This window comes from Chryseobacterium oryctis, from assembly GCF_025971925.1.
Lineage (GTDB): Bacteria > Bacteroidota > Bacteroidia > Flavobacteriales > Weeksellaceae > Chryseobacterium > Chryseobacterium oryctis.
On sequence record NZ_JAPDHV010000011.1, the window covers coordinates 21,528 to 35,079 of the forward strand.

At 31.4% G+C, this 13,552-nt stretch carries 14 protein-coding genes; 8 read left to right on the forward strand and 6 right to left on the reverse strand.

Annotated features, from left to right (window positions below; translation table 11 throughout):
* Nucleotides 1–16: 16 nt before the first annotated feature.
* The 4 genes from OH806_RS16260 to OH806_RS16275 all read right to left on the reverse strand — a co-directional run bounded on the left by OH806_RS16260 (nt 17) and on the right by OH806_RS16275 (nt 3,179).
* The gene (locus OH806_RS16260; protein WP_264744738.1) at nt 17–457 is read right to left on the reverse strand and encodes an adenylyltransferase/cytidyltransferase family protein; all 441 of its coding nucleotides are present in this window, start codon (nt 455–457) and stop codon (nt 17–19) included.
* Between the two features lie 97 nt (nt 458–554).
* Complete coding sequence (galE, locus tag OH806_RS16265) at nt 555–1,577, reverse strand: UDP-glucose 4-epimerase GalE (RefSeq protein WP_264744739.1); 1,023 nt, start codon at nt 1,575–1,577, stop codon at nt 555–557.
* A gap of 11 nt (nt 1,578–1,588) precedes the next feature.
* The gene (locus OH806_RS16270; protein ID WP_264744740.1) at nt 1,589–2,047 is read right to left on the reverse strand and encodes a hypothetical protein; all 459 of its coding nucleotides are present in this window, start codon (nt 2,045–2,047) and stop codon (nt 1,589–1,591) included.
* 7 nt (nt 2,048–2,054) lie between these two features.
* Nucleotides 2,055–3,179 carry a DegT/DnrJ/EryC1/StrS family aminotransferase gene (locus OH806_RS16275; protein WP_264744741.1) on the reverse strand — a complete coding sequence of 375 codons (1,125 nt, stop codon included), beginning with the start codon at nt 3,177–3,179 and terminating at the stop codon, nt 2,055–2,057.
* A gap of 88 nt (nt 3,180–3,267) precedes the next feature.
* Between OH806_RS16275 and OH806_RS16280 the strand changes: the two genes are divergently transcribed.
* On the forward strand, nt 3,268–4,875 hold the full coding sequence (locus tag OH806_RS16280) for a S8 family peptidase (protein ID WP_264744742.1): 1,608 nt from the start codon (nt 3,268–3,270) through the stop codon (nt 4,873–4,875).
* 48 nt (nt 4,876–4,923) lie between these two features.
* On the opposite strand, the gene OH806_RS16285 is transcribed toward OH806_RS16280, so the two are convergent.
* Nucleotides 4,924–7,458, reverse strand: coding sequence for a phosphoenolpyruvate carboxylase (locus tag OH806_RS16285; RefSeq protein ID WP_264744743.1), 2,535 nt, complete (start codon nt 7,456–7,458; stop codon nt 4,924–4,926).
* 139 nt (nt 7,459–7,597) lie between these two features.
* On the opposite strand from OH806_RS16285, the gene OH806_RS16290 reads away from it, so the two are divergent.
* The 7 genes from OH806_RS16290 to OH806_RS16320 all read left to right on the forward strand — a co-directional run bounded on the left by OH806_RS16290 (nt 7,598) and on the right by OH806_RS16320 (nt 12,892).
* Nucleotides 7,598–8,002 carry a hypothetical protein gene (locus tag OH806_RS16290; RefSeq protein ID WP_264744744.1) on the forward strand — a complete coding sequence of 135 codons (405 nt, stop codon included), beginning with the start codon at nt 7,598–7,600 and terminating at the stop codon, nt 8,000–8,002.
* Nucleotides 8,003–8,042: 40 nt separating this feature from the next.
* Nucleotides 8,043–8,660, forward strand: a complete 618-nt coding sequence (locus OH806_RS16295; RefSeq protein WP_264744745.1) for a hypothetical protein — start codon at nt 8,043–8,045, stop codon at nt 8,658–8,660.
* A 51-nt stretch (nt 8,661–8,711) separates the two neighbouring features.
* Nucleotides 8,712–9,254: a helix-turn-helix domain-containing protein gene (locus tag OH806_RS16300; RefSeq protein ID WP_264744746.1), complete on the forward strand. Its 543-nt coding sequence runs from the start codon at nt 8,712–8,714 to the stop codon at nt 9,252–9,254.
* Between the two features lie 88 nt (nt 9,255–9,342).
* Nucleotides 9,343–10,269, forward strand: coding sequence for a hypothetical protein (locus tag OH806_RS16305; RefSeq protein WP_264744747.1), 927 nt, complete (start codon nt 9,343–9,345; stop codon nt 10,267–10,269).
* 70 nt (nt 10,270–10,339) lie between these two features.
* Nucleotides 10,340–11,503, forward strand: a complete 1,164-nt coding sequence (locus OH806_RS16310) for an iron-containing alcohol dehydrogenase (protein WP_264744748.1) — start codon at nt 10,340–10,342, stop codon at nt 11,501–11,503.
* Between the two features lie 195 nt (nt 11,504–11,698).
* Complete coding sequence (locus tag OH806_RS16315; RefSeq protein WP_264744749.1) at nt 11,699–12,175, forward strand: lipocalin-like domain-containing protein; 477 nt, start codon at nt 11,699–11,701, stop codon at nt 12,173–12,175.
* Nucleotides 12,176–12,235: 60 nt separating this feature from the next.
* A complete protein-coding gene (locus OH806_RS16320) occupies nt 12,236–12,892 on the forward strand; it encodes a GDSL-type esterase/lipase family protein (RefSeq protein WP_264744750.1) in 657 nt (218 codons plus the stop codon).
* Between the two features lie 101 nt (nt 12,893–12,993).
* Here OH806_RS16320 and tnpA read toward each other — a convergent pair whose 3' ends face one another.
* Nucleotides 12,994–13,446 (reverse strand): IS200/IS605 family transposase, encoded by a 453-nt coding sequence (gene tnpA, locus OH806_RS16325; protein WP_264744751.1) that lies wholly within the window; start codon nt 13,444–13,446, stop codon nt 12,994–12,996.
* Nucleotides 13,447–13,552: the final 106 nt, after the last annotated feature.

Here is a 13,552-nt window from a genome sequence, read left to right on the forward strand (position 1 = left end):
ATAAATTCGGGATTTTTTATTTTTTAGCTAGCTTTTGTTCTTCTGCCTCGTGAATTCGTCTTCTTAAATCACTTGATGAAAATCTATGATCTCTTTTGTTATAAAAGATTTCAATTCCTTTTTCTTCACAGTATTTTTTCCCCGTAAAATCTCTATCCATATAATCATCTCCTATGATTCTTACATCAATAACAAAAGACTTCAAAATATCCTCTAAATCTTCTTCTGTATAATAAGGAATAATTTCATCAACAGCATTCACTGCTTTTAATTGAATATACCTTTCAACAATAGTTTGGGTAGGTTTATTCTTCGTTGGTCTATCATGAGAGGGGTCAATTTGTAACCCTACAATTAGATAATCACAAACTGTTTTTGCTTCTTCAAGCATTTTAATGTGCCCTGCGTGTAACAAATCGAATGAGGAAAATGTAATACCAATTTTTTGTGTTTTCATATAATTCTGACTTATTTTTAAATTTCACCAAAACTCTTTTGTTTACTATAGAAACATTTAGCTTTGGATAATCTTTGTTAATTATTTTATAAATAATTTAAAGTTCTCTTGATTTCAAATATTTTTGCCACTCCCAAGTCGTTCTCAATGCATCTTCCAGAGTGGTCTCAGACTTCCAGTTGAGTTCTTTTTCTGCTTTATCAGCATTAGCATATGCAATTGTAATATCCCCTTCTCTTCTATCACAGATTTGATAAGGAACTTCTACATTATTTGCTTTTTCAAATGCTTTTACGACTTCCAAAACCGATGAACCATTCCCAGTTCCCAAGTTGTAAATATCAACTGTTGTTTCTTCAGATTTGTTTTCCATTAATCTTTTTAGAGCTGCAACGTGAGCTTTAGCCAAATCTACAACATAAATATAATCTCGAACTGCTGTTCCATCTACAGTAGGATAATCATTACCCCAAATACTCAATTTTTCTCTGATTCCTGCTGCAGTTTGAGTAACGTAAGGTACTAAATTATTAGGTATACCAATCGGTAATTCACCCAATTTTGCAGACGGATGTGCTCCTATCGGATTAAAATATCTTAACAACGTTATTTTTCTTTGATATGCTTTAGCAAAATCAATCAGGATTTCTTCTCCCATCTGCTTTGTCTTACCATAAACACTTTCTGGTATTTTCAAAGGCGTATTTTCATCAATTGGCATTGTATCAGCCTGTCCGTAAACTGTACAAGAAGAACTGAATATAAAATTAGAAATCTCTCTTTCTTTAAATTCCTGCAGAATATTAATTAAAGTAAAAAGATTATTCTCATAATAATCAATTGGTTTTTCCTGGCTCTCTCCTACTGCTTTATAAGCTGCAAAATTGATACATCCATCTATCTTATGAGCATCAAAAACCTGTGAGAGAAGTTCCTTCCTTTTTAAATCAAATGGATAAAAAACAGGTTTCTTTCCTGTAACTTCTTCTATATTTTGTAATATAAATTTTTCTGAATTAGATAAATCATCAACAATAACAACATCAAAGTTATTATTTAAAAGTTCCACAACCGTGTGAGAACCAATATATCCAAGTCCACCTGTGACTAATATTGCCATGTTTTATTTTTTTAATCTTCGTGTTTTCCTATTTCCTCTATTTCATTAACTATATTTTTTTCTTTCTTATTAATATTTAAATAAAAAATATAAAAAGTAATAAAAACAATCACCAATGAATTAAAAAGAATTACAAAATTATAATAAGTATTATTTTCATAGGTTTTAAACAGAGTAAATTGGGCATAAAGTACCAAAACACCTATCAATCCAGCAAAAATATTAAGTATAATTTTTGTTTTTTTAGCTTTATAATAAATTAATAAAGTACAAATTAAATTAATTACAATATAAAAAGAGTATTTAGCAATATTTAAAGAAATACTCTCTTTATAATATTGATCATAACTTGAAGAATTATAAGATTTCAAAGTATTAGCAGTATAAAGTGCATAAAGTATCACAACTAAAAAATGAAATCCTAAAAAGAATTTATATTTTCTTCCTTTTAAAAAAAATTCTTCTCTCATTATTTCATTACCCCATAAACTCCAGCACAGCATCCGTAATATACTTCAACTGTTCATCATCCAATTCTGTATGCATCGGAAGAGAGATAACCTGGTCTAAAAGTTTATCCGTATTCACAAAGTCAGAAGCGTTACTTTCCTGATAATATGCTTTTTGTTTTCTCAACGCCACAGGATAATAAATCATCGCCGGAATATCTTTTTCTGCTAAGAATTTTTGAAGTTCATTACGTTTACCATTCAAAATTCTCAATGTATATTGATGAAAAACGTGAGTAGAATTCTCTGCTCTTTTGGGCGTTAAAATATTTTCGTGATTAGCAAAGGCTTCATCATAAAAATCTGCTGCCTTTCTTCTTGCTTCATTATAAGAATCCAAATGAGGAAGTTTTTTTCTTAAAACCGCAGCCTGAATACTATCCAGACGTGAATTCACCCCAACCTCATCATGATAATACCTTTCATACATTCCGTGATTTACAATACCTCTCAAACGGTGTGCTAAATCGTCATTATTGGTAAAAATTGCACCTCCATCACCATAACAACCTAAATTTTTAGAAGGAAAAAATGAAGTTGTTCCCACAGTAGACATCGTCCCCGATTTTTTTACGGTTCCGTCTGAAAAAGTATAATCTGCACCTATTGCCTGGGCATTATCTTCAATTACATATAAATTATGCTCCTCAGCAATTTTCAAAATTTCTTCCATATTGGCACATTGTCCGAAAATATGTACAGGAATAATTGCTTTTGTTTTAGGAGTTATTGCTTTTTTGATAGCCTCAATAGAAATTGTAAATGTATCATAATCTACATCTACCAAAACAGATTTAAGTTTTAATAAATGAATAACTTCCACTGTTGCAGCAAATGTAAAATCTGCTGTAATCACCTCATCACCTTCCTGTAAATCAAGAGACATTAAGGCAATTTGAAGCGCATCTGTACCATTTGCACAAGGAATAACATGCTTTACGTCTAAATAAGACTCCAATTCATTCTGGAAAGACTTAACTTCAGGACCATTGATAAAAGCCGCTGAATCCATTACATTTAACACTGCATTGTCTACTTCATTCTTTATTTTGTAATACTGACTTTGCAAGTCAACCATCTGAATTTTTTTCATAAAATAAAATATTTGTGTAAAAATAAGGAATTTAAAATCCTTTTAAAAATTTTATTGATTTTGTTTTATCTTTATACAAAAGAAATATATGAAAAAAATTTTATTATCTTGTCTTTTAGCAGCTTATTCTATTTCGTTTGCTCAAACACAACTTGTTTTTGTCTTTTTTAAAGACAAGCCCAATAAAGCTGCTTTTTATGCTAATCCTCTTTCAGAGCTTAGCCAAAAATCCCTCGACAGACGTACAACATTAGGAATTGCATTGAACGACCAGGACGCTCCTATTGAACAAACTTATATTCAGAATATTCAAAATCTTGGTTTTACGGTAACAGACTACTCAAAATGGCTAAATGGTGTTGCTGTAAATGCAACTCCGGCTCAAATTACGACCCTTCAATCTCAAACCTATGTACAAAGTGTTGAAAGTTTTGCTAAAAACTTGTCATCAACAGGAACTAAAATAGCACATCATAACAAATGGCAAGATTTTTACTCAACCAATAAAACACAGACTTTATTTGATTATGGTTCCGGTTCTGAGCAAATTGACCAGATTAATTTAAGACCTCTTCATCTTGCAGGCTATACAGGAACGGGAGTTACAATCGCCGTTATTGATACAGGGTTTCCAACTGTGAATACGGGTTCCGCATTTTCCAGACTTAACAATAATAATCAAATTAAAGGAGGTTATGATTTTGTTACAAAATCGACCAATATCTATGAACCTTCACTGAATGCTCACGGAACAGTAGTTTTAGGAGCAATTGGAGGTTATATAGAAAATACTTTTATTGGTTCGGCTCCCGATGCTAATTTTTACCTTTACCGAAGCGAAAATGCAGATGTAGAAATTCCCGAAGAGGAATTATATTGGATTGAAGCTGCTGAAGAAGCCGACAGAAAAGGTGTTGAAATTATCACAACCTCTCTAGGATATTATACTTTTGATGACCCACAATACAATTATACTTATTCTGATATGAATGGTTCAAAGTCTTTTATTGCAAGAGGAGCAGAAATTGCTTCTAATAAAGGAATTTTTGTATTAATTGCTGCGGGAAATTCAGGAGCCCAACCTTGGCACTATATTTTAACTCCTGCGGATAACTCAAAAGTTTTTACCATTGGATCTGTTGACTCTACAGGAAATTCTTCAACTTTTTCATCTTTCGGCCCTAATTCATTAGGCGTTATAAAACCTGACGGAAGTACAAGAGGGACAAGTTCTACAACCGTAAACAATAATTCAACAACAGTTGTTAGTGGAACTTCTATTGCCACACCCATTGCAGCAGGAGGTGTTGCTTGCCTTATTCAGGCATTTTCTACAATGAATAGAGATACAATGAAAAACAGATTAAGACAAACAGCTTCTCTCTATCCTAGTTATACTGATCAAATGGGTTACGGAATTTTAAACTTTGGAAGTTTTTATAATCAGGTTTTAAATACTTCTGACTTAGTAAAAAAACAGAAACTTAGCATTTTCCCAAATCCGGTTAGTAATATTTTAAATATAGCTACTGAAAGTGAAGTTTTATCCTTAGAAATTCATGACAACTTAGGTAGGTTAATTACAAAAAACATCAATGAGAAATCAATAGAAGTTGATTATTTCCCTAAAGGTGTTTATTACCTGAAAGTTCAGACGAAAGATAAGGTTTACTATGAAAAATTCATAAAAGAGTAATAAAAAAGAGCTGTTTATCAGTTATAAACAGCTCTTTGTATATAATTTCTATGCCGAATTTCTACTCGCATTAATATTCCCAAACAACGAACGTGTCACTAATTTTCCATATGCTTCAAGATTACCTTCTCCTTTCTGAATCTTCATTAGAGCATATTGCTGAATGCTCAATAAAGGAAGTACAATTTTTTCACGAATTTTCACCGATTTCATAGAAATAAGGTCTTCTTGCTGAAGCATTGAAAAGCCTGTAAGTTCCAGCATAATATCTTTTGAAAGGTTATATTCTTTAAACAAAATATTCCAAAAATCGCCAAACTTAGGATTCTTTTTAATGTAATACGTTAATGGGAAATAGGTTTTATTCATACTCATCATTGAATTTAGCACCAATGTTTTAAAGAAATCTGAACCTCTGTACAGTTCCTTAACTTCATCAAATCTTCCCTGTTCCTTCATCTTTTGCATCGCATAACCAAAACCAAAGAATCCCGGAACATTTTGCTTCAACTGTGACCAAGAGCCAACAAACGGAATAGCCCTTAAATCTTCAAACTTCAATTCATTACCACCTCCTCTTTTTGACGGACGGCTTCCTATATTTGTTTTACCATAATATTCCAGCGTACTCATTTCCTGTAAGTACGGAACAAACATAGGATGAGCTTTTAAATCTGAATATTTTTGATAACTGATTTCGGCAAGTTCTATGATTAATTTTCTTTCTTTTTCCGTTAAATCTTTTTTAGCATTTTTAAAGACATCATTTTCAATTCCAGCTGTTAAAAGTTGTTCAAAATTGAATTGAGCCTGTTCTTTATTTCCAAAAATACTGGTAATAGTTTGTCCCTGAATCGTTAACTCAATCTTATGATTAGCAATCGTTTTGCCTTGTGAAGCATAGAAATCATGGGTTTTTCCTCCACCTCTTGCAGGAGGACCTCCTCTTCCGTCGAAGAAAATAACTTTAATTCCGTTTTCGTCAGAAATTTTGGTTAAAACTTCTTTTGCTTTATAAATTTCCCAATTGGCTTTCAGATATCCTCCATCTTTTGTACCATCTGAAAAACCAAGCATTATAGTCTGCTGATTTCCTCTTCTTTCCAAATGTTTTTTATAAATCGGATTTTCATACAACTCTTTCATTACATTCTCGGCATTGGCGAGACCTTCCATGGTTTCAAAAAGAGGAACAATATCCATCTTGATTTCATCATCCTTATATCCACAAATTTTGAAAAATGCATATACATTCATTACATCCTTCACATCGTCAGAATTGGAAATAATGTAACGGTTCATACCTCTCAAACCATTCAGTTGTTGAATTTCTGAAACTTGAGAAACCGTTAATAAAGTATCTTTCACAATACCTTCAAAATCATCTGAATTAACTTTATTTGAAATCTGAATTAACTGGTTGAATTTATCTTCGTTAGAAACCTCAATATCTCCGTAAATTTTAGCATACACTTCATCAATAACCTGCTGATGAACTCTACTATCCTGACGAATATCCAATGTCGCAAAATGCGTCCCAAAGATTTTCACCCTGTCTCTAAAATTCACAAGTAAATCTAAAAACAACGAATTGTGCTGTTCCACTAAAATCTTTTCAGCTTCATCAGTTCTTTTCAGAATATCATCAACGGTGATTTCCTTTCCGTCAAAAATAGCGGCATATAATTCATCATTGAGAACAGTCAGAACTTCTGAAACTCCTCTGAAGCTCAATCTTCTTCTTATATATTTTAAATGACTGTAATACGATTTTAAAATCGCCGAACGTAATTCTCCTGCTACTTTCTTTGTTACTTCTGCTGTTACAAAAGGATTTCCGTCTCGGTCTCCTCCCGGCCAAAAACCTAATTGAATAATATCCTCATGCAAATGAAAATGTCCGTTTCCGAACGTTTTCTTGATTTTAGTGAATAATTCTCCAATCGTATCGTAATATACGTACCTTAAATAAGAAATAATGCTCAACGCTTCATCAATCGGAGTTGGTTTTTCTTTATTTACAAAAGGGGTTTTTCCTAATTGTTGCAACAAGGTATCAATATTCGTAACAGAATCTGAAGTAATTGCCGTTCTCAAATCCTGAATAATTCTCTGAACCGAACTCGGATAAAATTGTGTCGGGTGAGCCGTAAAAACCACTTTTATACTGAAATCTTTCAGCTTTTCACGAACTTTTTCCAATTTATGATCTTGTAAAGAACGCTCAAAAAGATTGGTTATCGTTCCGCTATCACTTTCAGAATGAAGATTGGGAAATGCCGCATCTTCAATACTATCAAACAAAACAACCTGTCTTTCTATATACTGTATGATTTTAAAGAGCAATTCCAGTTTCTGCTCTTCGGTTTGTAAGTCTGTATGGTTTTTAAAGAATTCTTCAACAATTTCTTCCGGTGTTTTCTCCGCTTCATATCCTATTTTACTTTCTTCATAAAGAAACGGAAGAAGCATCCCGATATTGGTCATTTTATCATAAGGCAGACTCATAAATAATGAATTATAAATCTGGAACTTATTTTCCACAATCTGCCTGAATTTTTCTGCGCGTTGGTCGTGTATCATATAACAAATGTAGGAGATTTTGGTTTTAATTTTAATTTATTTAGTTTAAAATTTTATAAATATTTTTACTTTTAAAAAACAACAAACAGCATTTATAAAAGTCAATTAATTAATTTTACATTTCACAAAAATTAATCCTATGAAAAAATTATTACTATTTCTTCTGCTCGTTTTCACTTTGATAAATTGTGGAGAAGGTTGTTATAATGCTCCTCAAACGATAGCTTTTAAATTTGTTAATTCTAACGACGAAAATTTGATAACCAATGGTGCTCTCATTACATATTCAGTTGTTGATGAGAATCAAGTTCAAGTTCAATTAACGAAAACATCAGATGATATGATTATTCTGGAAAATGTGGGAGCTTATAATGGAACAAAAAATTATAAATTCTATTCTAATGTTAAGAATATTGATTTTTCAATACAGTCATCTGAATTTAAAGGAGGTTGCGATGGGTATCAAATCAATAAATTAACTTTTACCGGAATAAACATTGATGTTACCGACGAAAAGGGATATTATAAAATTGTATTGGAATAAGTATCTTCTTTACTAAATTTGCAGAACACTATCATTCAATATGAAAATATTTACAACGGCTTTTTTCCTTTTATCTGGTCTTATTTTTTCGCAGACAACAAAGGCTGTTCCTGATGATTTTCAAAAAATACCACTAGTTTTTGATACCACAGATTATCTGTACCCTTTTATTGTTCCTGATAAAAAAATTGATTATTGGTCGGTGTTAAGAAATAATATTGATGTTGATGAGGCAATCATTTATGAAAGTCAGATGCCCGAATTTATGACCATCAATGATCCTGCTCCGGAAAAGGGATTCTTTCAAAAATGTTTGGGTGAAAACTGTTTTTCTTATATTATCGCCTGTGAAAACGGAAAGTCAAAATATTTTTCTAGCGAACAACAATTAAGAGAATTCATTGGTTTTATTGATAACTTGCCTGAAGCTATTCTGGTTGCTGAAACCTACGGATACAAAGTTTATACAAACAACAAACTGGCAAGTTCTTATAAAATAGATGCTAATTTTATCTATTTATACCTTTCAAAAACGAAAAACTGCCCATTAACAAAAGAATCTTTTCTTGTAAAAATCAACAGGAAAACAGGAAAATTAGAATCCAACAGCAACGGAATTTATTTTAAAAGTGATGATTGCTCTAAACCTGCTCTCTAAAATATTTTTAGATTTTATAAATTTGGTGCAAAATTAAAACCATTCCAAAAAATGAAAAATAAAGTTCAGGCATTAAGAGAAACTCAAAATTTAACTCAGTCTGAACTTGCCGAAAAATCAGGACTTTCATTAAGAACAATTCAAAGAATTGAGGCTGGAAACACGCCAAAAGGTTTTACCCTAAAATCTCTAGCTTCAGCATTAGAAACGGAACCTGAAAATCTTTTTGATTTACAAGAATCTGATATAGATATTAATCGTGTGAAACTCATTAACATTTCTGCTCTTTCTTTTATCATTTTGCCTTTAGGAAATATTATTTTTCCATCTATTTTAATTGCCAGAAGTAAAGATTCAAGAGTAAAAGAATTAGGAAAAAGCATCTTAAGTATTCAGATTATCTGGTGTTGTGTTTTGAGTATATCAATGATTGTAAGTCCGTTTATTCAAAAAGCCTTTTCACTGAAATTCCCACTTTTTCTTGTTTTTTTGGTTACTCTTTTTTTCATTAATGTATATATTATTTTCAAAAACGGCTCTAGTTTAAGCCAAAAATCAGATTTATATATAAAACTGAAAAACAATATTTTATAAAACTTGTCATTACATTGACGTATTATTGACGTAACTAGTTTTCTTATTATTTCTCATTCAATTCCGAATCTTGCAGAAAAAGAACGGAATGAAAATATTTAAGAAAATTCTCCTTGGTTTATTAATTACATTTACGATTACAATTGTCGGAGGATATATTTATTTTAATAAAAAATTCACACCGCCTGAAAACAATTTAACTATTTCAGGAACATCAGAAAATATTCCTTTACGATGGATTTCAAATGCGGATAATCCATATTCTGCATTATTACTTCCTGTACAGATAAAAGGAGTTGATAAAACATTCTATATGCAACTGGATACAGGAAGTCCAACAACTATTTTCTACAGCAAATCTTTAGAATCAATTCAAAATATTTTTTTTCCTAAAAATAATATTAAAGATATTCTATCAAACTTTAAAATTGGTAAAATGGAAATTACTTCTCAAAATTTTAAAACTCTAGATTATGGAAAACCTTTAGATTTAAAAAGTCAGGATGCCAAAAATATTATCGGAACCATTGGGACTGATTTACTCGAAAAAAGAGTAATTATTTTAAATTTTAAAGAAAATACCTGTTCATTTCTTAATGAAATTAAAGAAAATGGATTTCATAATTTTGAGTTCAAAAAAAGAAAAATCTTACTTCCTGCAAGAATTGGGAACGAAAATCTAAAACTAATGTATGACTCCGGAACTAGCGGTTATGAGCTTATAACCCACAAAGAAACTTGGGCTAAATACAGAATTCCAAAGGCAAATTTAAAAATTGAAAAAGGTAATTCATGGGGAAAGACACTCACCATAAAATCATCTCCTTCCAATCAAACAATTTTGTTCGGAGATAAAAAATTAAAATTAAATGAAATCACTTATATAGAAGGAACATCTAAAATTCAAAACTTTTTGATGAAAAGTTCGGGAATGACAGGGATGCTGGGAAATAAAATCTTTTTGAATCATGTTATCACCTTAGACTGCAAAAATGAAAAGTTTAAAATCGAATAATTTTACAACTTTCTTAACTCTATTTTCTCATTGTATTCCTTAAATTTGGGGTAAAATAAATTAAAGAACAATGCTTAATTTCGAGTTTAAAAACCCAACAAAAATACTTTTCGGAAAAGGGGAAATTGCAAAAATTTCCAAAGAAATTCCTAAAGATGCCAAAATATTAATGATTTATGGAGGAGGAAGCATCAAAAGCAATGGTGTTTATGATCAGGTAAAAAACGCTTTAAAAGAACATGATTTATATGAATTCGGAGGTGTTCCTGCCAATCCGGAATATGAAGTGTTAATTGATGCGTTGAATGTTATCAAAGAAAAAAATATCACTTATCTTTTGGCAGTTGGCGGTGGTTCTGTTATCGACGGAACAAAATTCCTTTCTGCAGCAGCAAATTACGATGGTGAACCTTGGGACATACTTACAAAATCTGTAAGAACTTTTGAAGGTGAAGGTATGCCTTTTGGGAGTGTACTTACTCTTCCTGCTACAGGTTCGGAAATGAACTCAGGATATGTAATTTCAAGAAGAGAAACCAACGAAAAATTATCCAGCGGAGGTCCCGGACTTTTCCCTCAGTTTTCAGTTTTGGATCCTGAAGTGATAAGGTCAATTCCTAAAAATCAAATTGTAAACGGTCTTACAGATGCTTATACTCACGTTTTAGAACAATACATGACAGCTCCTTCTTCTGCTGATTTACAGGAAAGAATTGCTGAAAGTATCTTAATCAGTCTACAGGAAACTGCTCCTAAAGTTTTGACTGATGAATTTAATTATGATGCTGCCGCAAACTTCATGTGGTGTTGTACAATGGCTCTTAACGGACTTATCCAGAAAGGAGTAATTACAGATTGGGCAGTTCATGCAATGGGACACGAATTAACAGCTTATTTCGGAATTGATCACGCAAGAACTTTAGCTATTATTGCACCTTCACATTATCGTTATAATTTTGAAACCAAAAAAGGTAAACTTGCTCAATATGCTGAAAGAGTTTGGGGCATAAAAGATGGTTCTTTAGAAGAAAAAGCAGAATTAGGAATCAAAAAACTAGAAGAATTCTTCCATAGTTTACATATCAAAACTAAACTTTCAGAATATACCGAAGATTATAAGGGAACAGCTGAAAGAGTTGAAAAAGCCTTCACAGAAAGAAATTGGTTAGGTCTGGGAGAATATAAAAACCTTACTCCTCAGGATGCTTCCAAAATTGTGGAAATGAGTTATTAAAAAATATTAACTGTTTAGAGTTTGGGGTCTAAAATTAGTTGGTGCCCGTACCTTCTTATACAATACCAAACTCTAAACTTTTTAACCTTGAATATACAAATCCCTTTATTTGCAAATATTCGGTTAAAAAACCTGAATTTCATTATAAATATTTCAAATTTATTTATATTTTAGCACATTCTTAAATTTGTAAAAATGAAAAAACAACTACTTTTGTTTGCCTTTTCAGCGTTAGCGCTTACTTCTTGTGAAGATGATGATATCAAAGCTTATGAACTAGACATAATGAAAGGCGACTGGAAAGTGAGCAAAATAGAATATATTTCGGGAAAAGATAATAAAACTGTAATTCAAACAGAAATTCCTGATGATTGTGCCGCAAAAAGTGTTATCACTTTCAGAACAGATTATATTGTAAAATATGTAGCTTATTCAGGAACTGCTGATAATTGCCAAATAAGTGACACAAGTGAAGGTACTTATACTTACAACGAAGAAACTAAAGATTTAAATCTTAAATTCAGTGAAGAAGGTGAGCAAAAATACAGAGTGACTGTGCTTACAAGTAAAGAATTAAAGCTTATGCAGGTAATAGATATCGATTTACCAATTCCATTAGATTTTGACGGTGATGGAATATCAGACAATATTTATGTAAGCTATAAAAGATAAAAACAAACTCTCGATAACCTCGGGAGTTTTTTATTAAATGTATTAATTAAATTTTTAACAATGAAGAAGTTTCTTTCAGTATTTTTACTACTGACTTTTACACTTCTCTTTTCACAAGAGAAAAAGCCAATGTTCTGGCAAGATATTCAGAATTTCAAAAAATTAAATCAGGAAAATACGCCTCCTAAAGATGCAATTCTTTTAGTAGGAAGTTCATCTTTCACAAAATGGACTGATGTTTCTGATTATTTCCCCAACAAGACTATTATCAATAGAGGTTTTGGAGGTTCCAGACTTACAGACTTGAATTACTTTTCAGAAGAACTTTTAAATCCCTATCAACCCAAACAAATCATTATTTATTGCGGTGAGAATGACTTTGCGGATAATCCTAAACTAAAACCAAAAGAAGTTGTAAACAGATACAAAGTTTTCTATAAAAAGATCCGAGAGAAATTTCCAAATATTCAGGTTGATTATATTTCGATGAAATACTCTCCCAGCCGCGAAAATCTTTGGTCTCAAATGAGAAATGCCAACAAAAAAATAAAAGCATTTATGGATAAAGAACCCAATGCTGAGTTTATTGATATTACAAAAGCAATGGAAGATACAAACGGAAACGTACGAAAAGACCTTTTTCTAGAAGATATGCTTCATATAACTCCTGAAGGATACCAGGTTTGGACTAAGATAATGGAACCTTACATCAAATAGCTTAGAGTTAAAACAAAACACAATGTGCTGTTTTTCAATACATTAAATCATTTAAAATAATTTTGCATTAATAAACTACCCCGGGGCAGAGCCCCGAAGTATTAAAAGTCAAAAAGTGTAAGCTGAGCCTCATGCACTTTTTGATATTCTTTTTCTTTTCCTTGATTTTCTATATATTTTTTAATGACATCTTTGTTTCCATATTGACCTACTGTGTTTGCATAATAACCACTTGTCCAAAAACTTCCACCCCAAAGCTTAGCTTTAACTTCGGGAAAACGTTTGAAAATTTCTTTAGCTGTGATACTTTTTACTTTCATACAAATTTCACTAATTGACAAATTGGGAACACTTTGTATCAAAAAATGAACATGGTTATCTTCATAACCAATTTCTAAAAAATGAATTTCATAGCGATGAGACAATTCAATACATATTTCTTTCAAACCAATTCCAACTTCTTCACTAATAACCGAATTCCTGTATTTAACAGGAAAAACAATATGGTAAAGAAGTAAGGTTTTATTATGTCTTTTCAAAATATGGTCGTCCATTAATCAAAGCTACATCTTTTTATTCTTTTGAAAAACCATCCGTTTTTCAAACTTTTCCTCTTTTTACCCCGAGGCAGAGCCTCGAGGAATTCTTTAGATTAAACAT